Genomic DNA, 26,202 nt, shown 5'->3' with positions numbered 1-26,202 from the left:
CCCCATGTTGCAAACGAAAGACGTGGAGCTGTTGCTTATCCACGCTGCACTCCAAGTTCAATATCAAAAGCCGGAACAAGCGATTACCTTGCTTGATGCACTGCTGGAAATCGAACCTCAGCATCAAGAAGCTCGCCAAACATTAGCAGTGGCATGCCTGAATTCGGGTCGATACACACGTTCAATCGAGTTGTGCGAAAGCTTATTGAAAACTGAACATTCAAATAAAGCGGGCTTGTGGTTTTGCCTAAGCCAAGCTCGCTGGAAACAACAGGATGTTGACGGTGCCCGCCGCGCGCATCGACGTTATCTACAATCTCTAAATAGTGAATCAAATGAATAAGTTGATCGATATTCTAAACAAAGTCGGACAGCGTAAAGACATCATGCTTGCCGTGATGTTACTTGCGATCGTCTTTATGATGATTTTGCCTTTACCTACGGCACTCGTGGACGTTTTGATCGGTACCAACATGAGTATTGCGGTCGTCTTATTGATGTTGGCTATCTACATCACGACACCGCTGGAATTCTCTGCATTCCCAGCCGTGCTTTTGATCACCACCTTGTTTCGCTTGTCGCTTTCTATTACGACAACGCGACTTATCTTGCTGCAAGGCGATGCAGGCCAGATCGTATATACCTTTGGTAACTTCGTGGTCGGCGGTAACTTGGTGGTGGGTATTGTTGTTTTCCTGATCATCACCATTGTTCAATTTATGGTGATCACCAAAGGTTCTGAAAGGGTTGCGGAAGTCAGCGCTCGATTCTCCCTTGATGCGATGCCGGGTAAGCAGATGAGTATCGACGGCGATATGCGTGCTGGGGTTATTGATGTTCATGAGGCGCGTCACCGCCGCTCATTGATCGAAAAAGAAAGCCAAATGTATGGCTCGATGGATGGTGCGATGAAGTTCGTGAAAGGCGACTCAATCGCGGGCCTGATTATCATCGTGGTAAACATTCTCGGTGGTGTCACCATCGGTGTGACTCAAAAGGGCATGTCTGCCTCTGAGGCACTTGAGCTGTTCGCAATCCTAACCGTCGGTGATGGTCTGGTTTCGCAGATCCCAGCACTATTTATCGCTATCACGGCCGGCATCATCGTTACTCGTGTCTCAAACGAGGACTCTTCTGACTTAGGCTCAGATATTGGTGGTCAGGTGACTGCTCAGCCAAGAGCTTTGTTAGTTGGTGGCGTTCTGCTTATCTTGTTTGCTCTTATTCCTGGCTTCCCGAAGGTTACCTTCCTGATTCTTGCCGCGATTGTTGGCGGTGGTGGCTTCTTCTTGTTCTACCAACAGAAAAAACAACGCGAATCCGACAGTTCTGATTTACCTAGTTTTGTCGCCCAAGGTGCTGGTTCGCCAGCGGCTAAGCCTAATAAACCGGCGCCATCTCGCAATAGCAAAGGCAAGCTGGGTGAGCAAGAAGAGTTTGCGATGACAGTACCGCTGCTCATCGACTTGGATTCTCGTTTACAAGAGAGTTTAGAAGCCGTGGCTCTGAACGATGAGCTTGCACGAGTCAGACGCGCGCTTTACCTCGATCTCGGTGTGCCGTTCCCCGGTATTCACTTACGCTTCAACGAAGGAATGAGTAACGGCGAGTACTTGATTCAATTGCAAGAAGTACCAGTAGCTCGCGGGCGAATTGAAAGCGAAAAACTGCTGGTGACCGAAGGTAATGAACAGATTGATTTGCTGGGCGTACCTTACGAAAAAGACGACGACTTTCTGCCGGGCATTACGAGCATTTGGGTCGATCAAAGTCATCACGAAAAACTGCAAAACAGTCATGTGGGCTTTCTGACCCCCGATCGCATTCTGACTTATCACTTGTCTCACGTTTTGAAAGAGTACGCGCAAGACTTCATCGGTATTCAAGAGACCCGCTATCTGCTTGAGCAAATGGAAGGCAGCTATTCCGAACTGGTGAAAGAAGCGCAACGTATTGTGCCTCTGCAAAAGATGACGGAAATCCTGCAGCGTTTGGTTTCTGAAGACATTTCTATTCGTAATTTACGAGTGATTTTAGAAGCCATGGTGGAGTGGGGCCAGAAAGAGAAAGACGTGGTACAGCTGACAGAATATATCCGTTCAAGCTTGAAACGCTATATCTGTTACAAGTACGCCAGCGGTCAAAACATGCTGCCAGCCTATCTGTTGGATCAGAGTTTGGAGGATACGATCCGTAACGGCATTCGTCAGACTTCTGCGGGCAGTTACTTGGCGCTTGACCCTTCTGTCACTCAGCAATTTGTCAGCGACGTTAAGCAAACCATTGGTGATTTAAGCCGCATGCCAAATAAGCCTGTGCTGGTGGTGTCCATGGACGTGCGTCGTTACGTACGCAAACTGATTGAATCTGAATACTACGAGTTGCCGGTGTTGTCGTTCCAAGAGCTGACGCAACAAATCAATATTCAACCGCTTGGCAGGGTAGGTATGTGATGAAATGCCTTCTCACTCAGTCTCTAGTGGCGTCAGGCATCGAAGTGACGCCCTACTTTTGGCAGAAAAGTACCATCTTACTTGGTCATCGTTATGAATGTGATGGGATGGAGCTAGTCTTTCGTGTCGAAGAGGGCGAAATCATCATCGTATTACTGCGAAGAATCAGCCCGAACCAAGGTCTAAGCAACCCTTTCTCCGCGCTATTTATGCTCGCAGAACATGCCATCCGCTTGTACCCGCTTGACTGGGCTATTCGTGGCAATGTTGATGTATTGCGAGGTAGCAACATGAGCAGCCAGCGGTTAGCACAATTCTACTTACGAGCCTGCGGCGCGAGCCATGATGAACAAGAAGATTGGTACTTCTTGCGCCTCAGTGATTACCGCCCACTTAAAAAGAGAAAAAAGTAAAAACTCTCGACTGTTACTGACAGCATCCTAGAGATGCTTCGCTTTAAGATAGGACCCAAGATGAAGCAACCCTTTACAGAAACCATTGAAAACTCAGAACTTGCTATTCGCAATGCAAAAGACAGGACTGACGTATTCAATGAACTACTCGAAGGATTAGGCGTTGGTCCGGTAGCAGGCAACATTCTGCTCGATGGGTTAAATGCTTCGCCTCAATTGATGAAACAAGCAGAGCATGAGCTGCTTGAAGAAGTACAACGCCGCAGACAACAACAGCATCAGCCACAAGCCACGAGCACCAAAGGCACTAGGCGCAAGCGACCGACCACGATGCGTGGCATGGTGATCTAGAGGTTTTTACATGACGGATATGACAACCATGAACTCCATCACCGGAGTTCTCAAGACAACAGCCAATCGTGATTCTCAGATCGCATTCCAGCAGAGTTTGGTTAAGACCCTTTCTCCCATTTTAAGCGATGCCCATATCGACCCGAATCAATTAGAGTCATTGATTCGCCAATTCCCCATGGTCGTTGGGCGTACGGAACAAGAAAATTTGGATCTTTATGCAGATTCATTGGGCGCCTTGTTAAAGAAGCAAGATGCCTTTACTGGGACTGCTGCCGCTGAGACCGCTGCGCATTGGATGCAGTCACTGCAACACCAAGCGTTGAATGGTCAGATCGCACCTAAAGAAGTGGAGACGAGCGTTAATACTACGCTCGCACATCAATTCCAATCTTGGTTTAGCACACAGCTAAAAGACAAGGTCGACAGCTCGCTTCCGACCGATTTTGTCGCTAATTTCCGTTTGGGAAGCCAGAGTAACCAAGCACTGCAAATTGAAGCTTTAGATACGAGCGCCCTTAAAGCAGCAACGGCAGAGATTAGCTCGTTTGTAAATGCACTGGCAGTGCAGATGAGTGCCAGTGAGGTTCGCGAGAGTGCTATTCCGTTCTTGCGAAATGCCTTTGGTAATCTTGGTTCGGTCAACCTTAATGAGCTTAAGAATTCAGACTACTTCTTAACAGAAGAAAGCTTTAGAGCTGCTGTTACCGCTCAACTTGTTGCCTCTTTCAATAGCATTGGGATCACCATCAGCACCGATGATGCACAGGCCTTGGCGAACAAGATTGCTTGGATTCCAGGCATGTCTAAGCAGGAACTTACCGATGCGCTAAATGGCTTAGCGACACAAGTAAAAGGACAGTTTGAAAATGCTTACGGCGCAGGTGGTGTTGCTCAACTTCAAACTATCCTTAATGCCGAAATCGCGAGAATAAAATCGGATCCTAGTGCGATCACCTTATCGAGTTTGTTCTCCAATATAGCCATTGCGCTTATCAACACTCAGATCGATGCGTTCTATAACGGCTTGCTCGATGTCCAGGTCACTCAAACAACACCGGAGCAACTTGAGCGGATTAAACAAAACACCGCACAAGATATCCGACTTCTTTTCGACAAAATAGTCGCAGGCCAAGACATCGGGACGGATTTCATTGCACGTCATCAAAAAATGATGGAGAACCTAGAAAAGCTCAATGATCGTTTGGGCAAAATCACACCAGAGGAAGTGAGCAGTAAAGAAGTGAATGCCGAGCACGCATTGACCGCTCGTGACCTACTGTCGGTGATTGAATCTAGTATCGGTGACCGCTTTGATGAACGCGTCTTGTTTGCTCTAAACGAGCGCCGAGTCGACCGCCTTGAAAAGCGTAACGAGCAAAAAGAACAACTCGAAGATCTAACGATCCAATTGAAAGTGTTTAGTGTCGTTCAGTCAAAAATACACTCGACCCAAAGTGTTGATGGCACTTACAAGCCGGGTGATTCAGCGAACAACTTTAAAGCCAGCGATTTTGGCTACGACAATGACGCGGCGTTTAAGGCTTCTCCTGAATACAAATACTTAAAAGACAACAACATCACCAACCATAAAGACTTTTTAGTAAAACAGGGAATGGAAGTTGGAAGCGACTCTTTCAAAGGGGACAAGCTGTCTAATTTCTCCAGTTCTGTCACCGCAGAATCTAAAGTGCTCAACGATGAAGTGCAGATTAAAACGACCGAGTTAAACGACACCAGTTCTCAGTACAACGCAACCGTTGAAGCGATGAACAAATTTGTTCAGAAGTACCACAGTATTTTACAAGAAATCCTACGAGCCCTTTAAGGATAAATAACCATGACTACACAAAACGCGCCAACTGACCCATCTCAAATGCAAGCAGAGGAACTCCTTTCATTTTTGGAAGAGGGGGGCACGCTAAAAATGCTGCACGATGTATCAGTAGACACCATCGAGCACATTTATGCGGTTGGATACAACTTTTTCCAGTCAGGCAAAATAGAGCAGGCCGCTAAGGTATTTCAGCTGCTTAGCATGCTTGATCACTATCAAGCGCGATTTTTCATTGGTTTGGGCGCGGCTCGTCAGGAACTGGGTGAGTACCTGCAGGCGCTTGACGCCTACAGCTACGCTGCGCTTGTGGACGTAAATGATCCACGCCCACCTTTCCACTCTGCAGAATGTCACCTCAAGCTTGAGCAATTGACGGAAGCAGAGAGTGGGTTTTACAGCGCGAAGGAGATGTCTGCTGGGAAATCAGAGTATGCAGACTTGCATCAACGAGCAGGCATCATGTTAGAAGCGGTGAGAAACAAAAGGAGTAACTAGAATATGAATTCTATTGCACTTGACCGCATTCAGAGTCAGGTATACACGCCTGATTCTGACCAAACTACGTTAAACAAGGTTAACAAGACCGCTGCTCATGCATCGCCGTCAGTAACCGTTGAAAACGTAAAAGGTAAAGATGCTGAAGCATTGAACACCGGTAAGGTAAAAGTTCAGCTTGATGCACCAAATGCCGCAGTCAGCGATAAGGTGAATGACCTTACGCTTAAAGCCATGGAGCAGCTACAAAAAATCGTAGACTCAATTGCCAAGGTTTTACACGCGGTTGCCGACAGTACGGGCTCGCTAGCAGTGAAAATCATCTCAGGTTATGCAGATGATTTTGAAGTTGAACTGGCTGCTATCACAGACAAACTGAAAAGCGCTCAAAACGAGCTCAAAATTCAGGAAGTGAAGGTAGCGAAAGCGAAGCACGAACAAGAAATGGCAGAAAACCTAGAGAAGATCAAAGAGTCTGAAGCGGCAGCGAAAGAAGCACAAAAATCGGGCTTAGCTTCCAAGATCTTCGGTTGGGTTAGCGCTGTGGTTTCTATTGTCGTTGGTGCAATCATGGTGGCGACGGGTGTTGGTGCGGCAGCTGGCGCATTAATGATCGCAGGCGGCGTGATGGGCGCAATCAATATGACTCTGCAAGAGCCTGCTGTTCAAGAGGCGATGAAAGAGGCCGGAATTAACGTCGATATACTTAACAAAGTCGTCATGGCGTTAGAGATTGCGACTGCCGTCATTGGCGCTGTAGTTACATTTGGTGGTGCAGCTGCGAGTGGTATTGCGAAGTTAGCGGCGAAAAGTGCAAGTTCAATTGCGCAAAAAGTCACTGATATCGCAACCAAAGCGGCGACAAACATGGCGAAAATTGCCGATATGGGTTCTAAAGCGGCGACAACCACCGCGAAGGCAATCCGTTACGGTGCTGAGACCGTCGACCTTACTGTTAACGTAGGCAAGGGGACCACGGACAGCGTTCATGCTGCAAACAATGCGCATGTAACTGAAATCCAAGCTGACATTACAGATTTAAGGGCGAAGATGACGCTTAGCCAAGCGGTGATCGACAAACTTAAAGAAGAAATCGCCAAGCTGATGGAAGATTTCCAAGAGCTAATGAGTGTCATCATGCAGATGATTCAGGCGAAAGGCGAAACGATGCAAGCGGTAATGAGTCGTCCAGCGACGGTTTAAGGAGCAACCATGTTAGATAAAATTAGTAATACTGGACGCGCTGACCTTTACGGTTTGGGTGAACTAGGCAAAACAACTCAGGCCGAGAAAATGTCTGAGACGAAAGCCGAAGCTGCTGCTGTCCGTGGTAACAATGATCGTGCAGTAACGGGTGCGAAGAACTACCAATTGGATGGGCCAAAAGCCCCTGCGATTGGCGATCAAGCTCGTGTGGTAGAAAAGCTGATGAGCGCGTTGGCTCCAACCGTAAATCTATTAATGCAAACCACCGAAAAAGCACTGAATGGTGAGCAAGTGGTTAAGTCACCATCGGATGCCATTTCGCAATCACTTTCTCTGATTACTCTGCTTTACCAAGTGTCTAAGCTAAGCCGTGAGCAACAGGTTCTGCAACGTGAAATTGCCGTTGAAGCAAACGTTGCAAGCATCAAGAGCCAAGCGGAAGAGTTAAACAACTCTGCTAAAGCGATGATCGCGATGGCGGTAGTATCAGGCGTATTGGCTGGTGTGACTGCTATTATCGGTGCCGTGGGTTCTTTCAAAGCGGGCAAAGAAATCAAGGCAGAAGTCGCGGGCAACAATGTATTGAAGACGCAGAAAGCAGGCTTTGATCAGGTTGAAGAGTTAATGGGCAATACTAACTTGTCGAAAACTCAACAAGATCAAGTGAGACGTGCTCATGCGTTCGCAAAAGATAGCATTACTGATACGACAAATACTTTGTCTAGTGGTGGCCGCAAGTTCGACAAGATGATGGGCGCAAACCAATCGAAGAACGCGGTATTGCAGGGACTTGGCCAAATGGCGAATTCAGCTGCAAATGTAGAGCAGACGAAAGCTCAAGCTCGAAGCAAAGAGGATGAGGTATTAGCAACTCGTGCTCAAGCAGACAAACAGAGAGCCGATGAAAACATTGGCTTCCAAGAAGGTTTGCTAAAAGAGCTGCGTGAGCTTTTCCGCTCTATCGCTGATAGTCAAAACCAAGCATGGCGTGCCTCTATCCCTACGGTATAGGTTTGCTATCAATCATCAAGGCGCTGGGAATACAGCGCCTTTTTTATGGAAAGAAGAAATAAATTACACGCGCTCAACCAAGCCAAATTTCTTGAAAAAATCAGATAGGTCGAGTGTCGCTAGATCTTTAAATTCACCGGCGTCATAGAAGCGACCTTTACACGTAGGACAGCTTTCAAACCAGATATGTGGCTGTTTTGGATCGACCAATCGAAGCAGTTGATTGTTTGGGCATACAGGGCAATCGATACGATCAATCGCATTGAAGGCTTTTCCGATTTCTTCGTCACCTGAATCAATCACATCAGCTAACGGCTTCATCGCTTCCACTTCGTAGGCGTCAATCCATAAGCCTTTACATTCAGTGCAGCGTTCAACATCGCCTAGCGGAGTTTGCAGTTGTTCAAAGTCAGAATTGCATTTTGGGCATTGCATTTTGTTTTTCCTTTTTATTTTCTAAAGAGAAGCGAGCCTAGTACTCCCAGCTCTCTTTGACGACAAATCAAAATACGACATATCTCGTGCCATACGTTTTGAATCTTTCTAAGTTGTTTATATTGTTTTCTTAGCAAAGACGAGTCCATGATTGCTTGAGCCTAGCTAGCAGCGTTCTCGGTGATGAATTCTTTTTAGAGAGCTTCTATCTCCGTTGAATGTCACGCTTTTGAATGAATCCGTTTGTTTATAAACTCATTGCTTATTTGAATGTGTTAAAAGGTATTGAAAAGTTATTTGAATTGAAAGGGTTGGCACGTCGAAGTGAGACGAGTAACCGCACAATCCTATAAATTTGAAAGGTCAGGGAGGTGGCTAGGAGTGAAGATTGGTGTAGTTCAGATGAGGATGGGTTGGACGGTCCGAGAAAATCTAAAAACAATCATTTCTCATGTTGAGAATATGAGGGCGTTAGATGCTCTGGTTTTCCCTGAACTCTGCCTTAGCGGTTTCCATCGCAATATCAAACAGGAGTCGGAGCCACAAACTATTCGTCACGCTATTCAGGCGCTATGCAAGCTTGCTTTCGATTACAAGACCACGCTTTTTATTGGTGCGCCGTTAACGGAAGGCGAGCGTATATTTAACAGCTATCTATGTATCGATGTTAATGGTGACGTCGTGGCGCAATGGAATAAAGTAGGGCTAACGGAAAGTGAGGCCAAGTTCTTTTCAAGAAGCGAAAGACGTGAACTGCTTAACTTGGCGCAATCATCAATAACGAGTGTCATGTGTCGAGAGGTTGATGACATAGAATGGTTTTTATCTGAGGTACAAGAACAAGCTAATTTGATCATTTGGCCCAGCTACATCGGTCAACAATCGCAAGAGCAGCAAACGCAGGGCTACTACGAGCGATCATCTCTTATTGCAAAAGAAGCGGGCGCTTTCGTCGTGCAATGCAATTGGCCTCATGCCTTGAATGACCCAAATTTGATAGGGATGGGAGGGAGTCATATTTATGATGATTCCGGCCAATGTATATACACAATGCCCTTCGATAAAGAATCAGTCTGTATCTTGGATTTGAACCAAGGAACGGTAGAGCTTTTGAAAGCGGGATTAAAATCACTGAGTGAGTCGTAATTCTCAGTAATAAGGGCAAAGGAGGACGAAATGAAACTTGCTCAATTGAATATTGCTTTAGCGAAGTACCCACTCGATGCACCAGAGATAAAGGATTTCGTCGATAATCTCGACTTGGTGAACGGCATAGCAGAACAGTGTGAAGGCTTTGTTTGGCGACTCAAAGACGAATCCGGCGATGCCACCAATATTAAGCTATTCGATGACCCAAATATGATCATCAATATGTCGGTGTGGGATAACGTGGATACGCTGAAGAATTTTATGTTCCGAACCCATCATCGTGATTTCATGCGTCGTAAGAGTGAATGGTTCCATCGTTTAGTAGAAGATACTTATGTGCTTTGGTGGATTGAGGATAATCATATCCCAACAGCAGAGGAGGCTTTAGCCCGTCTACAGTACCTTCGTGAAAACGGCGATACGCCATATGCATTTACCTTTAAAGCTAACTTTACGTCTAATGATTTGTAAATCCGTCTACTGGTTAACAAGGATTCTAGTTAAGTAGCTCGAATAATACTTATCTGTTTTCGGGATATTATTGGTTCCGTGTTTAACTGAAATCAGTAAAGGTCGAATTTGGTTTAATAGGTAGATGGTAAAGTATCGATGGACATGTAATGCATGTGGCTTCGGAAATGCGGCAGAGGCGGCTCATTGCAGTGAGTGTGGGTGTGTCGCAACTGCTAGTGCTGAGGAAATTGAAAGAGTTAAAGATCCCAAAAAATATTATCGCCAGCGAGTATTGACGGATTACAGGGGACGTATTCAAGGACTTTTATCGGCTCCAATGCTCTTTGTGTGGGTTGCCCAAGGAGAAAAAGGCATCCTTGGTTGGTTAGCTCTTATATACTTTCCAGTTTGGGTTTATTGGAATCGAGACATTGCCTCTCATCTGTATAGCACTGGGTGGGCTCGATATACTGCCACTATTTATAGCCTCATGTATCTTGGAATAGCCATTTTCTTCCCGCCTACTTTTGAGTTTTTATTTTTGGAACAAAAAGGTTTGCTCTTGTGGCTTATGATAAGTCAGTTTTACATTTTCTTTTTGAGTAAGTCAGGTAAGGCCTTGTATCTAAAGTACTATCGAGAGGTAGGTAAATCGGTAGAAAATCTGAAGGCGCGTACTTAGATAATGGGTAAAGGGAAATTCATCACCGTCATTTCTTTATGTATTGGTATTTAGTTCGCTAAATATTTTATCAATGTAATAATACGATATATTAGATTGGTAAACTCTTACTTGTCTTTATTAATTATACGCTTTTAGTCTTATACGTTAAGTTATAGTTAATATAACTTTTGGTTTTAACATTATCTTTTTTAATTTCCTGTCCAATTTGGAAAGGTGATATTTCCTTGTGTGTATTCACTTCTCTATATCATTATATCGATGAAGCTTGAGTAATCATTGTCGCTCAAGTTATCAGCAAGACACTATTTCAACAATAGAGTAAGAGAGGTTAGTTATGAAAAGGCTGATAATCCTAGGTCTCGCAGTTTCCTTTGGTAACGCAGCTGTTGCTGGAGAAGGCACATACACGGGTACGATCGATATGACTATGCCGCAAGGCAATCAAGTGAAGTATGAACGAGTGGTTGACGCTGGTATCAAATTAAAAGGACGAAATGAAGATCGTGCTGGTGGCTTAGTCACTAAGAGCCAAGTGGATGAATCTCAGCCTATCGTGTTGAGAGGCCGTAGCTAAACGTTAAATATCTACTCTTAAATCGGTGGATGTATTGAATATATCCATCGTCTAATTCCAAATATAAATAATGTTGTTCGTGAATCGTGAATCGTGAATCGTGAATCGTGAGAGTGGATTGCTTTTCCTCATTTTAAAATACTCATTAATTCACTCAACCAAGAACCATTATAGAAATAATATTATGAAGATAAATAAATCTACACTAACGCTTGCGATGGTGGCCGCCACATCATCGGTTGCAGCCCATGCGGCTTCTAAACCAAACATGCTGGTTATTTTTGGGGATGATGTCGGTTACGGCAATATTTCTGCATATAACCAAGGTATGTTGGGTTACGAGACGCCAAATATTGACCGTATTGCTCAAGAGGGCGCTTTATTTACCACTTACTATGCACAACAATCTTGTACCGCAGGACGCAGTACATTTATCACAGGTCAGATGCCAGCTCGTACTGGTTTGACTAAAGTTGGTCTACCTGGTGCCGCGCAAGGCATGCAAATGCAAGACATCACCATGGCAACAGCGCTAAAAGACATGGGCTACGCCACGGGGCAATTCGGTAAAAACCACTTGGGCGACAAAGACGACATGTTGCCAACCAATCATGGTTTTGATGAGTTCATGGGGAACCTGTACCACCTAAATGCAGAGGAAGAACCAGAAAACCCAGACTACCCGAAAGATCCTGAGTTTCGTAAGAACTTTGGCCCGCGTGGTGTGATTCACTCTTATGCGGATGGCAAGATCGAAGATACAGGGCCGCTGACGCGAAAACGTATGGAAACGGTCGATGAAGAGACCCTTGATGCCGCGATGAACTTCATGGAGCGTCAGGTCAAAGCCGATAAGCCATTCTTCTTATGGTACAACGCAACGCGAATGCACATCAGTACTCACGTGAAAGCCGAGCACCGTACAACAGGGCTTGGCGAATACGCAGACGGCATGGTTGAGCACGACAACATGGTTGGGGATTTGCTCGATAAGCTCGATGACTTGAAGATAGCGGATAACACCATTGTGATTTACACCACGGATAATGGCCCAATGAATGCGACGTGGCCAGATGCGGCATTTAGCCCATTCCGTGGTGAGAAGAACACTGGTTGGGAAGGGGGCTTCCGAGTACCCGCAATGATTCGTTGGCCTGGTCATATTCAGCCAAACACCAAGCTGAACGACATGTTCGCGAGTGAAGACTGGTTCCCAACGCTACTATCCATTGCTGGTAATGACACCATCAAGCAAGACTTGTTAAAAGGATATAAGTCTTCTTCGGCAGACCAGACTTACAAAAACCACCTTGATGGCTACAACCAAGTTGATTTCATTACGGGTAAAACAGACAAATCAGCGCGTGATGAGTTCTTCTATTGGTCTGATGATGGTGAGCTGCTTGCTATGCGTGATAAACGATTCAAGATGCACTTCAAGATCCAAGAACACGAAGGCTGGGATGTTTGGACCAAAGAGCTGACTAACTTGCGTTTACCAATGATCTTTGACCTTCAAGTCGATCCACTTGAGAAAGGCGATCAAGGCTTTGGCTATAAGAAATGGCAGTTTGAGCATGTGTTCTTATTGGTTCCTGCCCAACAGAAAGTGGCAGAGATGTTGAAGTCATTTAAAGAGTTCCCTCCACGACAAGAGATCCCAAGCTTCTCAGTCGACAAAGTCATGGAGCAAATGACTAACTTACGTAAGTTGGAAGAAGCGAAAAGCTAGCAATTACTTCACCTCAACTAAAGTAAAGCCAGAGAATGACTCTGGCTTTTTTTGTTTCGAAATTAACGTTTTATAAATGTTACTTGCTCTATTTATTGAAAAATGACATGTTACAAACTTCATTGATAAGCAACCTCTTGATTAAAAGTGTGAGAAGTTTACGGTAAGGAAATGAGATGAGCGTAATTCCTGGAGCAATAGTGACCGCAATTATCATAATTGCTTGGTTCGTGCCGTTTATGATAATTACCACCTCTCGACAAACGGGAAGGCCTGAAAAGTTTCTATGGGTTTGTGCATTGTTGTTTGTGTCATGGTTCTGCTGGATTATTTACTGGCTTGTTGCACCACTCAAGCCAATTCACGATGAGGGTTGGGAGAGGAAATGAACTATGTCTTATCATTCATGCGTTTCCTCAACTCTAATTACACCAAAACACACCTCTACTTGGTGACGTTAATATTACTCTCCATTGTTGGGTTGATCGTCTACCAAATTAACTCAGGGCCTGCCGAAGAAGAGGTTAAGTACTATCAAGGAACTGTTACGCAAGCATCAGGTGATGTGGTGGTTTTTGATGTCCCGCCGGAAGGGTTTATTGTCTCGTCTGACAGCTATTACGATCTGGAAATCCACCCGAATGAATTGATTGTGGAAGCACTGACTGACTCTGGCACTGCAGACAGACTGCTCAATCAAGAAGTGAAGTTTGGTGTGATCTTCGCAATAGGCAGACATGTTGCTGCGCCCTATAAGTTGGTTTATCTAGAGCAAAATCGACAGGTAATCCTTTCTCTGGAAGAGGGATTGGATAGCCGTTTTAGTTGGCTTCATCTGTGCCTGACTATATTTGCGCTACCCGCTTTGATGTTACGCGTTAGTAGCATGACATTTCATTAGATCTCGTTTGAACCCACCTTACATTTATCTACTTATTCCTCACGAATGATGGTTTCTTGCTCATATGCAACATCATTATTTCCATCAATGAAATATAGGATCAGATTTACGTCTTTGAGAACGTGAATCATGTTTAGATTTCGCTGTTTCATTCACCTTGCAGTGGATTCCAGCCATTATCCCACTTTGAAATTGTTCTTCGAATACGCGGTTTATTTACCGATAGTTACCAGTAACATGTTACCGGTAACTTGGTTGTTGTGTTCGATTTCGTTGACTCTCATTTGAAGGTTCGCAGCAAGAAAACAACCTCCCTACAGGTTGATGAATAATAATTGGAGTGAGAAAGATGGCGAAAGATTACGGCATCATTGCTCGTTCAGTACTAGAGAAACTGGGCGGTGCAGAAAACGTAGTGGCACTAACACACTGCATGACGCGATTGCGTTTTGTATTAAGCGATGAAAGTAAGATAGATGCAGAAGCACTGAAGGGCATCAAAGGTGTGATGGGTGTGGTTCACAATGGTGATAAATGTCAGGTCATCATTGGTAATAACGTCTCTTATGCGTACAAAGAAGTGATGGCGTTGTGCAACCTTTCTTCATCAGAATCGAGTGAACCAGAGAAAAAGGTCAAGCTTACTCCAAAAGTAATTGGTGCTAAGATCCTTGATGCATTAGTCGGCACGATGTCGCCACTGATTCCGGCGATCATCGGCGGCTCAATGGTGAAGCTGCTGGCTATGGTTCTTAAGATGACAGGCTTGCTTGATGATGATTCTTCAACACTGATCATCCTCAATGCGATTGGCGACGGTGCGTTCTTCTTTCTACCTGTTATGGTTGCCGCGTCTGCTTCAATTAAATTCAAAACCAACATGTCACTCTCCATCGCGATTGCAGGCGTGTTGATTCACCCGAACTTCATGGAGTTGATGGCACAAGCGGCTGATGGCAAGCACGTTGACTTCTTCAGCATTCCAATCACTTCGGTGAAATACACTTACACCGTTATTCCTGTGTTGGTGATGACTTGGGCGCTGTCTTACATCGAACGTTGGGTTGATAGCATCACACCTGCAGTAACGAAGAACTTCCTAAAACCGATGCTGATCGTTTTGATTGCAGCACCACTCGCGATCGTTTTGATTGGTCCACTAGGTATTTGGATTGGTACTGCGCTTTCTGCATTGGTTTACACCATTCACAGCACACTAGGTTGGTTGTCGGTTGCGATCATGGGCGCACTTTGGCCACTATTGGTTCTGACAGGTATGCACCGCGTATTTACACCGACCATCATTCAAACCATTGCTGAAACAGGCCGTGAAGGCATGGTTATGCCATCGGAAATTGGTGCCAACATCGGCATGGGTGGCGCTTGTCTTGCGGTTGCATGGAAAACTAAAAACCGTGAACTGAAACAAACCGCGAGTGCGGCGGGTGCGTCTGCAATTTTTGCGGGTATCTCAGAGCCTGCGCTTTACGGCGTGCTTGTTCGTCTGAAACGACCACTTATCGCGACCATGATCACTGGTTTCATCGTGGGTGCACTTGCTGGCATGGCAGGGCTGGCGAGTCACTCAATGGCTGCGCCGAGCTTGTTCACTAGTGTGCAGTTCTTTGATGTGAACGACCCGATGAGTATCGCTTGGGTATTTGGTCTGATTGCTCTGTCGATTGTGCTTTCTTTCGCTCTGACTTTAATCCTTGGTTTTGAAGATATCCCGAACGATGAAGACGAAGAGGGCGAAGCTATTGCAAATAAAGACGTCGCAAATAAAGAAAAAACCGAAGAGCAAGAAACGGTGTTAGAGCCTGCAAAACCAGCTTCCGCATAACCAAGATTTGAATAATTGATAGAGCCGCCTTTGCTGGTGGCTCTATGTTAAGAGGTAAATAAGATGTCTAAATCTGTGTTCCCAGAAAACTTCCTATGGGGTGGGGCTATTGCAGCAAACCAATCTGAGGGTGGATACCGAGAAGGCGGCAAAGGGCTCACGACCGTGGATATGATCCCTTATGGTGACAACCGAATGCCAATCAAACTCGGCCTTGTCGATTCGGTGGAATTGAGCGAAGAAGAGTTTTACCCAAGCCACCAAGCCATCGACTTTTATCACCGTTACAAAGAAGATATCGCGCTTCTTGCCGAGATGGGTTTTAAGACCTTTCGTATGTCGATCGCATGGAGCCGAATCTTCCCGAAAGGCGATGAACTAGAGCCAAACCAAGCAGGCATTGATTTCTACCGCAGCGTATTTGAAGAGTGCCACAAGTACGGTATTGAGCCGCTTGTAACACTGTGCCATTTCGATGTGCCAATGCATCTTGTGAACGAGTATGGCTCTTGGCGAAACCGAAAGATGATTGGCTTTTTTGAACGCTACGCAAGAACTTGTTTTGAAGCTTTTGATGGGCTAGTGAAATACTGGCTGACGTTCAATGAAATCAACATCCTACTGCATAGCCCATTCTCAGGTGCGGGTTTGTTGTTCCAAGAGGGGGAAAACCGCGATCAAGTGAAATACCAAGCTGCACACCATGAGCTTGTTGCAAGCGCGCTGGTTACTAAGATTGCTCATGAGATCAATCCAGAGAACCAAGTTGGCTGTATGCTCGCGGGGGGTAACTTCTACCCATACAGCTGCAAGCCGGAAGATGTGTTCACAGCGATGCAAAAAGATCGTGAGAACCTGTTCTTTATTGATGTTCAGTCTCGTGGCTACTACCCATCTTACGCGCAGAAAGTGTTTGATGAAAAAGGCGTGAAGCTGGAGATTCTTGAAGAAGATTACGAGACGCTGAAGCATACCGTTGATTTCATCTCATTCAGTTACTACGCCTCACGTTGTGCATCGGCAGAAATGAATGCTAACAACACCAGTGAAGCCAACGTCGTGAAGTCGATTAGGAACCCACACTTGCCTGCTAGCGATTGGGGTTGGGTGATTGACCCGCTTGGTCTGCGTATCACCATGAACACGCTTTATGACCGCTACCAAAAGCCATTGTTCTTAGTAGAAAACGGTTTGGGTGCGAAAGATGTACCGGATGAAAATGGTGAAGTACAAGACGATTACCGCATTGATTATCTGCGCCAACACGTAGAAGCCATGGCCGATGCGATTACCGATGGTGTTCCGCTGATGGGCTTTACACCTTGGGGTTGTATCGACTTGGTAGCGGCATCAACGGGTGAGATGAGTAAGCGCTATGGCTTTATCTACGTGGACAGAGACAACCTAGGCAACGGTACGCTAAACCGCACACCGAAGAAGTCTTTCCACTGGTATAAGCGTGTTATCGCATCCAACGGTACAGAGCTTTAATCAAACAGAAATGCGCCCTTATCTTGAATGCCTTTCCAAAGAGGGAAGGCTAAGTTGTGAGGGCGTTTTTTGACAAATCTACTCGATAAGGTGAGCAATACCCTTTACCATAACGGTAAATTCATTAGCTCGTAATTACTTATGTCTCTACCTCCTTGCCCAAACTGTAACTCAGAATACGTTTACCCAGACCAAGACCAGCTTGTTTGCCCAGAGTGTGCCTACGAGTGGAACCCGAATCAGGCGGCAGATGAAGATGCCGTAAACGTGAAAGATGCCAACGGCACGTTGCTGCAAGAAGGTGATAAGGTCACGTTAGCGAAAGACTTAAAAGTAAAAGGCAGTTCGTTGGTACTTAAGATCGGCACCAAAGCGGTGATTCGTCGCATTAAAGACGGCAAAGATCATCAGCTCGACTGCAAAGTTGATGGCGCTGGCGAGATGATGGTGACAGCGCAGTTTGTGAAGAAGGCGTAATTTAAAGTCACTCGGAACCCAACTTTCCAACAGCCTCAATAGTCATATTGAGGCTGTTTTCTTTGTGCCTTAATCACAACAAGAGCACTTATCGAGCACCAGCTGATACATCAACTATAATTTCGTGATTTTCCTTCCTAGAAAAATCGTCCAATAAATCAGTTATTTGTTGAATCTAAAATATTAGTCGTAAAGATAAAAATTATTATAATACGTTGCACTGTATATGAAATTACTTGTGCTGTCTCTTTGTTATAATTGGGCGCGATTTGAACAAAATAACAAAAGGTATCTATTCATGTTCAGCAACCTGTCTATCAAGCAAAAGATAGTTCTCCCTCTATCTTTGATGATTGCATTACTGACCGTTAGCTCGGTATTAAATGTTCTCACCATGTGGAAACAAACGGAGCTAAGCGACACACTTAATGAGCAAATCATTCCAAATCTATTTACGATAGAAGATGCTTACCGCGATCTTTATCAAGCGACTTCTGCTATTCAAGCCCTAGCATTGGCAGAAACACCGCAAGAGATCGACCATCACCTTTTTGAATATAAAGACAATGCTTACAAAGCCTTGCCACGCATGCAGAAAGCGCTCGAACTGACTCAAGCTGGTCTTCTGCCTGCCCATCAAACAATAGAAATTAATAAGCTTGTGTCATTGGGTCAAAAATGGCTCGATAGCTATGAAGAGATGATTAACAGCCCACAAACACAATGGCCAAGTTACTACAGCGAGCACAAAGGGTTATTTGATACTCAATTTGTTGCCGTTCGCAAGCAGTTAAACGTGGTTAAAGATGCTATTGAAGTCAAACAAAAGGCACTGAAATCGGACATCAATGCAGCAGGTTTGCGCGCAGAGTTCATCCTAGAGGCGGGCATCGCGATCGTGATTATCGCTGCACTGGGCATGATGGTATTGCTGCTTAGAACCGTGGTGAAGCCAATCAACAATATCAAAGATGCGATGGCGCAAATTGCTTCTGGTGAAGGCGATCTAAGTCAGCGTATTAACGTCCATTCTCAGGATGAAATCGGTCAATTGGCTGGTGGCTTTAACCAATTCGTGACTAAGATCCAAGCGACGGTGTCCCAAGTGGTGGAAAGCGCTAATACACTGCGCCAAGAGATGAACAACCTAAACTCACTGACTTCGACCATCGCAGATTCAACCGTTGGCCAACAGCGTGACAGTGAAGCCGTTGCTGCAGCGGTACACGAGATGCAAGTGACCAGTCGTAATGTTAGCGACAGTGCGACTGAAGCTGCACTTGCTAGCCAAACGGCCAATGAAGAGCTCGCAAATACAAATATCATTCTTGAACAAACTGTGGGTGCTATTCGCGACCTAGCGGGTGAGATTGAAAGCGCGAGCCAAGTCATCAACACCTTGGATCACGATGTGAGCAATATTGCTTCGGTATTGGATGTTATCCGTGGTATTGCAGAGCAGACTAACTTGTTGGCATTGAACGCGGCGATTGAAGCAGCGCGTGCCGGTGAACAAGGTCGTGGTTTCGCTGTGGTTGCAGATGAAGTTCGTTCCCTAGCAAGCCGCACGCAAAAGAGCACCGGCGAGATCCAAACCATGATCGAGAAGCTGCAAGCGGGTGCATCTCAAGCAGTGGAAGTGATGCAGGGCAGCAAAACCAGCAGTGAAGACACCATTCAATCGGCAGGTTTGGCGACAGAATCCTTGGCAGAAATCCTCAACGCGATCGCACGCATGAATGAGATGAACACGCACATTGCGACAGCAGCGGGCCAACAAAGCTCAGTGAGTGATGAAGTGAACAGCAACGTTCAAGGTATCGCAGACAGCAGTATGTCGATTGTAGATGTAGTGAGCCAAGCACAACAGTCATTGTCTATGTTGTCTGAACAGACACAACAGTTAGACAAGCAAGTCAGCCAGTTCCGCGTATAATCTCAGCGGTAGACTGATCTAACTAAAAGAAAAAAGGCATCTTAATTATCAAAGATGCCTTTTTTATAAACATTACTGGATGCTGATTGGATTAATATGAACAGCGGAAAGACATGTTTGATAGCGTTCTTTTGGCTCTACCGGAGAAAAAGATATTGCATTGGTCATCAATGTAATAAACACGGTTGTATCGCACGCTTACTGGTTTGTCATCAACTACTACAATGTAATCCTTCCCTTTTGATTTGGAATACTCGTAGTGATATTCCATAAACTGGTAGCTGTCTTCCGCAGAATCAAGCGTAGAGTAATGAATTTGGGAATCCATGCGGTTTTTATACAACTTGGTGTAGGTTGTCCAACGATAGCCTGATGCTTCTACTTTGCCGAACAACTGTACTTTTGATTGATGTGCAATTAGCAATAGAACTCCATTTAACACGATCACTAGTGCTAATGCCTTATATTTATTGGCATTCAAGTAAGAGTTCATCTTTGTGATAAATACATTCATGGTTATCAATTGTTACGGTTATTGTGCCATCATCTGAACGTTGGGCTTCTGGGTATGGCGCGGCGCTAAGTACTTTTTCGAAATCATGTTTGTAATAAAGTGCGCTGGCGGTATTCCATAAATTAAACATGGTTACAATTAACAAGGCTGTAAACAGAATCCGCCACGACTTTAGGTTTTGGTGATGAGCAGCCTTCATACCCAGTATTGGAAGCACGTCATGCTTGGGCTCGATGTGTTTTTCAGAAGTAAGTTCTTCGTCCTCAGTAACATCGAAGTTTAATGAATAGCCAACACCAGGAATGTTGATGAGAATTTTCTTATCATTGTCTTCAAGCGTTCGTCGAGTGCGATTGATCAACTGAGGCAAACTCTCTTGAGATATGTGCTCATAGCCCCAAACCTGCTGAATAATCTCTTTATTACTGATCGTGCTTGGGTGCGCGTCAACTAAGCAGTTCAATAATGCTTTTTGCTTGTTGGTGAGCTTAACGGTGCCTTGCTCTTTTGTTCTGCCACTCAAAAGGGAGGGCTGTAAATTGTGAGTCGTCCTGTCCCATGTGAATTTCCCTAATACTATTCTATTGTTGTTTTTCATAACCAACTTATTTCGTATATTAGGTTGTTTAGGGGGAGCGAATTATAGGGTAATGAATACGGAAATCAACGCCTATATTTGCAATTTATTTAATCAAAGCGCGCTCTAAATGTTCAATTGGTGATTAAATGTTATGCGAGTGTAAATTCCTGTGTTTTCACTTATTTTCACGATATTTAATAAACTTTCTTGTTCTTCATAGTAGCAACGCATCCTCCAAAATACTTTGCTTTGTCACGATTTCTCTCGCTTTGTCCACTCTTTTTCCTTGTTTTTATTAGGAAAAATCTGTTTTCGATTGCCCACAGAAAATTTATTTTTCCAATATAAATGTGTTCAAATTGAGAGATCAATAACAGGTTTCGAGCAAATATTTTTGTCTATCGTAAAGAGCGGTAAATTTTGTTGTATGTACAACATTGAGTAATTATCATCCCGAATAATATTTGCTGACTTTTTATTGGGTCACTGTTTTTATTTAGGAAGAGAGAAGTTTCATGAGACGTAGAACCACGCTATCACTTCTGATTGCGTCGAGCTTATTTTTGGCTGGATGTGAACAGAGTCAAGATGGACAAGCACAAGGTGGTCCCGCGCCAACACCGGAAGTGACTGTCATGACAGTTGAACCGGTTCGCCAAGCGCTAACGGTGGAATTGCCTGGTCGTAGCCGCGCATTTAAAGAAGCAGAAGTTCGCCCACAGGTAACGGGTATTATTTCTGAGCGAAATTTTGTTGAGGGTGGCGTGGTAGAGAAGGGTCAATCGCTATACCAGATTGATGATTCTACTTTCCAAGCTGATTTATTGAGTGCAGAGGCGGAACTGATCCGTGCGCAAGCATCGGAAGAATCAACGTACTCAACAGTGCGTCGTTACCGTGCATTGATCACTAAAAAGTCGATCAGCCAACAAGCATTAGACGAAGCAGAAGCGGCTTATAAAGAAGCGAAAGCGCAAGTGTTAGTCGCGAAAGCGAAGATCAACACAGCGAAGATCAATTTGTCTTACGCACAAGTAAAGGCGCCAATTAGCGGTGTGATCAGCAAGTCTAACGTAACGGCGGGTGCGCTGGTAACGGCAAACCAAGCGGCGACGCTAACGACTATCCAACAGTTAGACCCAATCAATGTTGATATCGTGCAATCTTCTGCTCAACTACTCCGTTTGAAAGCAGCTATGTCACAAGGTCACTTGCAAAAAGATGAGACAGCTCAAGTGACACTAACGCTTGAAGATGGTTCGACTTACGCGCACAAAGGCACCATGAAGTTTACCGAAGTGAACGTAGATGAAAGCACGGGCAGCGTAACGCTACGTGCAGAATTCGCGAACCCAGATGGCTTATTGCTACCGGGCATGTTCGTGCGCGCAACGGTAACAGTAGGTGTGGACCCTGTAGCGATTCTTATCCCACAAAACACAGTTACGCGTGATGCAACGGGTAAAGCCTCAGTAATGACGGTAGGTGAAGACAACAAAGTAACAATCACTCCGGTAACAACGGCTGAGTCTATTGGTAATCAATGGCGCATCACTGACGGTCTGAAAGTGGGTGATAAAGTCATCACAACAGGCCTACAGATGATCCAACCGGGTAACCCAGTGACCATTCAATCAGGTGAGCAGGCATAATCATGGCACGATTCTTTATCGATCGTCCGGTATTTGCTTGGGTACTTGCGATTCTGACCATGTTGGCGGGCGTAATGTCCCTGTTCAACTTGCCGGTTTCTCAATACCCGACGATTTCACCGACCACGATCTCAATCAATGCCCGTTACCCTGGTGCTTCTGCGAAAACCGTAGAAGACTCAGTGACTCAGGTTATCGAGCAAAACATGACGGGTCTGGACTACCTACGTTACCTAAACTCAAGCAGTGATGCGTTTGGTAACGCGACCATTACGCTGACGTTTGATAGCGAAGCGGATCCAGATATCGCGCAAGTTCAGGTGCAGAATAAACTGCAATTGGCGATGACGTCACTTCCGATGGAAGTACAAAGCCAAGGTATCATCGTAAACAAATCTAACACCTCATTTTTGATGGTTGTGGCGGTTTACTCTGAAGACCCTGAATTCACAGAAAACGACATTGGCGACTTTGTTGTTACCAATATTCAAGATCCGATCAGCCGTGTTACGGGTGTAGGTCAAGTGCAAGCGTTTGGTTCTCAATACGCAATGCGCGTTTGGCTAGACCCATTCAAACTGACTCAGTTCAACCTAACAGCAATCGACGTTGCGAACGCGATTCGTGAGCAGAATGCACAGGTTTCTTCTGGTCAGTTAGGCGCAGCACCTGCTCAGTCTGGTCAGTTGCTTAACGCGACGATTTCTTCGGCAAGTCGTTTAACCAGTGTGGCTGAATTCAGAAACATCATTCTGAAATCAGAAGCGAACGGTTCGAACGTTTACCTGAAAGACGTGGCCCGTGTTGAGCGTGGCGCAGAAAGCTACGACATCAAAGGTCAGTACAACGGCTTCCCAGCAGCAGGTCTAGGTATCTCTCTTGGTACTGGTGCGAACGCGCTAGAAACGGCAGAAGCTGTAAAAGAACGCCTTGGTCAGTTAAGTGCGACTTTCCCAGATGGCTTGAAGATCGCTTACCCGTTTGAGACAACGCCATTCGTTGATGCGTCGATCAAAGAAGTAATCAAAACACTGCTTGAAGCAATCGTGTTGGTATTCTTGATCATGTATCTGTTCTTGCAGAACTTCCGTGCAACGATCATCCCAACGATTGCGGTTCCGGTGGTATTGCTAGGTACGTTTGCCGTCTTGTACGCGACGGGCTTTAGTGTCAACACCTTAACCATGTTTGCGATGGTTCTGGCAATCGGCTTGCTGGTGGACGATGCGATCGTTGTGGTTGAGAACGTGGAACGTGTAATGCACGAGGACGGTCTCGATCCAAAAGAAGCAACCAAGAAGTCAATGGGGCAGATCACTGGCGCACTAGTGGGCGTTGGTTTGACGTTGTCTGCGGTATTCGTACCGATGGCGTTCATGTCTGGCTCAACCGGTGTGATCTACCGTCAGTTCTCCATCACCATCGTAGCGGCGATGACGCTCTCGGTATTGGTGGCGATCATTCTTACTCCGGCACTTTGTGCGAGCTTGCTGAAAAAAGGTGACGCAGAATTTTCGGATAAGAAAGGTTTCTTTGGCTGGTTCAACCGTAAGTTTGATGCGGCAACGGCGGGTTACGAAGCGGGCGTAGCGAAAATGCTAAAACGCACTGGTCGTATGCTGTTGGTATTCGCGGCAATGAGTGCGGGCGCAGGTTGGTTGTTCATGAACCTACCAACGTCTTTCCTACCGGATGAAGACCAAGGTACTGTGTTCTCAATGGCAATCTTGCCACCGAACTCGACTCAAGAGCAGACAGAAAAGACGCTAGAAAAAGTCCGTAACTACTTCCTAGAAGAAGAGAAAGACAACGTCGCGTCAGTGTTCTCGGTAGCGGGCTTCAGCTTCGCGGGTCAAGGTCAGAACATGGGCATGGCGTTTATCGGTCTGAAAGATTGGTCAGAGCGTGAAGCACCGGGTTCAGATGCGGCTTCGCTGACAGGTCGTGCGATGGGGTACTTCTCAACGATTAAAGAAGCAATGGTGTTTGCGTTTGCGCCACCAGCGATTCAAGAGTTGGGTAACGCGACTGGTTTCGACTTCTACCTACAAGACTCAACTGGTAACGGTCATGAAGCGCTTGTAGCGGCTCAATACCAAATCCTAGGTATGGCAGCACAAAACCCGAAACTAGTGGGTGTGCGTCCAAACGGTCAGGCAGATGCGCCGATGTACCAAGTTCATATCGACCACGTGAAATTGCGTGCGCTGGATGTGAGCATTAATGATGTAAACCAAATCCTAGCTTCGGCATGGGGTGGTGCATACATCAACGATTACATCGATCGCGGACGCGTGAAGAAGGTAATGGTGCAGAGTGACGCAGAACACCGTATGCAACCGAAAGACTTCGACTCATGGTACGTGCGTAACTCACAAGGCGAGATGGTGCCATTCTCGGCATTTGCAACGGGTGAGTGGACTTACGGTTCTCCGCTATTGCAACGCTTTAACGGTCTACCTGCGATGAACATCCAAGGTGGCGCGGCTCCGGGCGTAAGTACTGGTGAAGCGATGGCAGAAATCGAAGCCATGGTAGAAAAACTGCCTCCTGGCTTTACGGTGAACTGGAACGGCATCTCTTACGAGGAACGTCTGTCTGGTAACCAAGCACCAATGCTTTACGCGCTGTCGATTCTGGTTGTCTTCCTTGTACTAGCAGCACTTTATGAGAGCTGGTCAGTACCATTCGCGGTTGTGCTTGTTGTACCTCTAGGTGTACTAGGTGCGGTACTTGCGGTTATGACTCGCGGTATGGATAACGACGTATTCTTCCAAGTAAGCCTGTTGACCACTGTTGGTCTGGCAACGAAGAACGCGATCCTTATCGTCGAATTCGCCAAGGAATACTACGAGAAAGGTGCGGGCTTGATTGAAGCAACGCTGCACGCGGTGCGTGTTCGTCTTCGTCCTATCATCATGACCTCGCTTGCGTTTGGTCTTGGTGTAGTGCCGCTAGCGATCAGTGCGGGTGTAGGCTCTGCGGGTCAGAACGCAGTAGGTACGGGCGTACTTGGCGGTATGGTAAGTGCGACCTTGCTTGGTATCTTCTTCGTGCCTGTGTTCTTCGTTGTGGTTGAGCGTTTGTTCGACCGCCGCGCAAGAAAAGAAGCACAAAAAGAGCAAGTGGAATCTACTTCACAGCCAACGGCAAGCCAAGAGTAGGACTTAGCGCTAAAGACTAAGTTATACTATTGCTAATAAGTACAAGAAAAGGGCGCTTCGGCGTCCTTTATTTTTGGATTCAATTGGATAGTTTGGGTTTGAGGTTTAATTTTTACGTCATTCTGAACCGCGAGGGACGAGCGTGATTCAGAATCTGCTCACCGAGTGCTGTGACTTGATGTGAAATATTGATTGAGAGCGTGTGGCAGTTAGATTCCTGATCTCGCCTAAGCTCGTCGGAATGACGGGGTGTTGCTCTCTTGGTTATGTTTCTCGTCATTCCCGAAAGCGACGAAGGAGCGCCGTTGGGAATCTCTTGTAAACGCAGTACTATCCAAATGAAAACAAAGCCGAAAGTAGAATAGGCAAGTATGAAAGATCAGAAGATTTCTCCGATATCCGTGTTGGATCAAAGCCCGATGTTTGTGTGCAGCGTGATGAACCGAACCTTCCGCAATCGTGCTCAAGCAGAGCTATCGCGTCAGGACTTAATGACGTTGGAAATGGCGAGTGCCTTGGCGGCGTTAGAGGAGTTTCAACCGATGAGCCAGCAAGAGTTGGCGGATGCGGTTCTGACAGAACGAAGCGTCGCAAAACGCATGGTGGATAACTTAGAGAAACGAGGTTTTGTTAAAGTTTCTAAGAGCGATACCAATCAGAGATTAAAGATTCTGACACTCACCAAAGAGGGTGTAGAAGCGGTACGCAAAGTGCACCGCATCATGACTAACCTTAAGCAAGATTTCTTCTCTTGTTTGACGGAAGAGGAATCCGACGAATTCTTCCGTTTGGTGCGTAAAATGACCTTAGCCAATCACGCTTAATTTTTTGGTTCATCGCGGATAAGCGG

General features: G+C 45.7%; 24 protein-coding genes. 21 read left to right on the top strand and 3 right to left on the bottom strand.

Going from position 1 to position 26,202, the window contains the following annotated elements; genetic code table 11:
* The first annotated feature begins 4 nt into the window (after positions 1-4).
* Genes vscY through vopD form a run of 8 tightly spaced genes read left to right on the top strand, consistent with a single transcriptional unit; the run spans position 5 to position 7,766 of the window.
* Complete coding sequence (vscY, locus tag BCT11_RS12010; protein WP_038866893.1) at positions 5-343, top strand: type III secretion system chaperone VscY; 339 nt, start codon at positions 5-7, stop codon at positions 341-343.
* The gene (gene vcrD / locus BCT11_RS12005) at positions 327-2,453 is read left to right on the top strand and encodes a SctV family type III secretion system export apparatus subunit VcrD (protein ID WP_102388410.1); all 2,127 of its coding nucleotides are present in this window, start codon (positions 327-329) and stop codon (positions 2,451-2,453) included. The genes vscY and vcrD overlap by 17 nt, the downstream gene beginning before the upstream one ends.
* Complete coding sequence (locus tag BCT11_RS12000; RefSeq protein ID WP_042605841.1) at positions 2,453-2,866, top strand: LcrR family type III secretion system chaperone; 414 nt, start codon at positions 2,453-2,455, stop codon at positions 2,864-2,866. Before vcrD ends, BCT11_RS12000 begins: the two co-directional genes overlap by 1 nt.
* A 60-nt stretch (positions 2,867-2,926) precedes the next feature.
* Positions 2,927-3,217, top strand: a complete 291-nt coding sequence (locus BCT11_RS11995; protein WP_102388409.1) for an LcrG family type III secretion system chaperone — start codon at positions 2,927-2,929, stop codon at positions 3,215-3,217.
* A gap of 10 nt (positions 3,218-3,227) precedes the next feature.
* Positions 3,228-5,045 carry a virulence-associated V antigen gene (locus tag BCT11_RS11990; RefSeq protein WP_102388408.1) on the top strand — a complete coding sequence of 606 codons (1,818 nt, stop codon included), beginning with the start codon at positions 3,228-3,230 and terminating at the stop codon, positions 5,043-5,045.
* Positions 5,046-5,057: 12 nt separating this feature from the next.
* On the top strand, positions 5,058-5,549 hold the full coding sequence (vcrH, locus tag BCT11_RS11985; protein ID WP_042605839.1) for a SycD/LcrH family type III secretion system chaperone VcrH: 492 nt from the start codon (positions 5,058-5,060) through the stop codon (positions 5,547-5,549).
* 3 nt (positions 5,550-5,552) lie between these two features.
* Positions 5,553-6,752, top strand: coding sequence for a type III secretion system translocon subunit VopB (gene vopB / locus BCT11_RS11980; RefSeq protein WP_042600917.1), 1,200 nt, complete (start codon positions 5,553-5,555; stop codon positions 6,750-6,752).
* Between the two features lie 9 nt (positions 6,753-6,761).
* Positions 6,762-7,766 (top strand): type III secretion system translocon subunit VopD, encoded by a 1,005-nt coding sequence (gene vopD, locus BCT11_RS11975; protein ID WP_038866898.1) that lies wholly within the window; start codon positions 6,762-6,764, stop codon positions 7,764-7,766.
* Between the two features lie 63 nt (positions 7,767-7,829).
* Here vopD and BCT11_RS11970 read toward each other — a convergent pair whose 3' ends face one another.
* Entirely contained in the window at positions 7,830-8,201 is a 372-nt protein-coding gene (locus BCT11_RS11970) for a zf-TFIIB domain-containing protein (protein WP_005528920.1), read from the bottom strand.
* Positions 8,202-8,582: 381 nt separating this feature from the next.
* On the opposite strand from BCT11_RS11970, the gene BCT11_RS11965 reads away from it, so the two are divergent.
* The 10 genes from BCT11_RS11965 to BCT11_RS11915 all read left to right on the top strand — a co-directional run bounded on the left by BCT11_RS11965 (position 8,583) and on the right by BCT11_RS11915 (position 19,442).
* Complete coding sequence (locus BCT11_RS11965) at positions 8,583-9,347, top strand: carbon-nitrogen hydrolase family protein (protein ID WP_102388407.1); 765 nt, start codon at positions 8,583-8,585, stop codon at positions 9,345-9,347.
* 30 nt (positions 9,348-9,377) lie between these two features.
* Entirely contained in the window at positions 9,378-9,821 is a 444-nt protein-coding gene (locus BCT11_RS11960) for a DUF3291 domain-containing protein (protein ID WP_102388406.1), read from the top strand.
* A gap of 124 nt (positions 9,822-9,945) precedes the next feature.
* Complete coding sequence (locus BCT11_RS11955; protein WP_102388405.1) at positions 9,946-10,485, top strand: hypothetical protein; 540 nt, start codon at positions 9,946-9,948, stop codon at positions 10,483-10,485.
* Between the two features lie 337 nt (positions 10,486-10,822).
* Complete coding sequence (locus BCT11_RS11950) at positions 10,823-11,062, top strand: hypothetical protein (RefSeq protein WP_038866903.1); 240 nt, start codon at positions 10,823-10,825, stop codon at positions 11,060-11,062.
* Positions 11,063-11,246: 184 nt separating this feature from the next.
* Complete coding sequence (locus BCT11_RS11945; RefSeq protein WP_009707066.1) at positions 11,247-12,794, top strand: arylsulfatase; 1,548 nt, start codon at positions 11,247-11,249, stop codon at positions 12,792-12,794.
* Positions 12,795-13,179: 385 nt separating this feature from the next.
* Positions 13,180-13,695 carry a hypothetical protein gene (locus BCT11_RS11935; protein ID WP_102388404.1) on the top strand — a complete coding sequence of 172 codons (516 nt, stop codon included), beginning with the start codon at positions 13,180-13,182 and terminating at the stop codon, positions 13,693-13,695.
* A gap of 349 nt (positions 13,696-14,044) precedes the next feature.
* Entirely contained in the window at positions 14,045-15,538 is a 1,494-nt protein-coding gene (ascF, locus tag BCT11_RS11930) for a PTS cellobiose/arbutin/salicin transporter subunit IIBC (RefSeq protein WP_102388403.1), read from the top strand.
* 63 nt (positions 15,539-15,601) lie between these two features.
* Entirely contained in the window at positions 15,602-17,029 is a 1,428-nt protein-coding gene (locus BCT11_RS11925) for a 6-phospho-beta-glucosidase (protein WP_038896346.1), read from the top strand.
* Positions 17,030-17,170: 141 nt separating this feature from the next.
* Positions 17,171-17,506 carry a zinc ribbon domain-containing protein YjdM gene (locus BCT11_RS11920; RefSeq protein ID WP_039841615.1) on the top strand — a complete coding sequence of 112 codons (336 nt, stop codon included), beginning with the start codon at positions 17,171-17,173 and terminating at the stop codon, positions 17,504-17,506.
* Positions 17,507-17,804: 298 nt separating this feature from the next.
* Complete coding sequence (locus BCT11_RS11915; protein WP_102388402.1) at positions 17,805-19,442, top strand: methyl-accepting chemotaxis protein; 1,638 nt, start codon at positions 17,805-17,807, stop codon at positions 19,440-19,442.
* Positions 19,443-19,533: 91 nt separating this feature from the next.
* On the opposite strand, the gene BCT11_RS11910 is transcribed toward BCT11_RS11915, so the two are convergent.
* Together BCT11_RS11910 and BCT11_RS11905 are read right to left on the bottom strand one after the other, a co-directional pair.
* Positions 19,534-19,866: a hypothetical protein gene (locus BCT11_RS11910; RefSeq protein WP_241909014.1), complete on the bottom strand. Its 333-nt coding sequence runs from the start codon at positions 19,864-19,866 to the stop codon at positions 19,534-19,536.
* A gap of 43 nt (positions 19,867-19,909) precedes the next feature.
* On the bottom strand, positions 19,910-20,554 hold the full coding sequence (locus BCT11_RS11905) for a winged helix-turn-helix domain-containing protein (RefSeq protein ID WP_102388400.1): 645 nt from the start codon (positions 20,552-20,554) through the stop codon (positions 19,910-19,912).
* Positions 20,555-21,051: 497 nt separating this feature from the next.
* Here BCT11_RS11905 and BCT11_RS11900 point away from each other — a divergent pair, with 497 nt between their 5' ends.
* The 3 genes from BCT11_RS11900 to BCT11_RS11890 all read left to right on the top strand — a co-directional run bounded on the left by BCT11_RS11900 (position 21,052) and on the right by BCT11_RS11890 (position 26,176).
* A complete protein-coding gene (locus BCT11_RS11900) occupies positions 21,052-22,188 on the top strand; it encodes an efflux RND transporter periplasmic adaptor subunit (RefSeq protein WP_102388399.1) in 1,137 nt (378 codons plus the stop codon).
* Between the two features lie 2 nt (positions 22,189-22,190).
* Positions 22,191-25,352: an efflux RND transporter permease subunit gene (locus tag BCT11_RS11895; protein WP_061034948.1), complete on the top strand. Its 3,162-nt coding sequence runs from the start codon at positions 22,191-22,193 to the stop codon at positions 25,350-25,352.
* Positions 25,353-25,723: 371 nt separating this feature from the next.
* A complete protein-coding gene (locus BCT11_RS11890) occupies positions 25,724-26,176 on the top strand; it encodes a MarR family transcriptional regulator (protein WP_042605043.1) in 453 nt (150 codons plus the stop codon).
* The last annotated feature ends 26 nt before the right edge of the window (positions 26,177-26,202 follow it).

The sequence above is a fragment of the Vibrio sp. 10N.222.52.B12 genome (genome assembly GCF_002875385.1).
GTDB classification, from domain to species: Bacteria; Pseudomonadota; Gammaproteobacteria; order Enterobacterales; family Vibrionaceae; genus Vibrio; species Vibrio jasicida.
The sequence above is the reverse complement of the archived record's forward strand: the minus strand, read 5'-3'. Positions and strand labels throughout refer to the sequence as shown.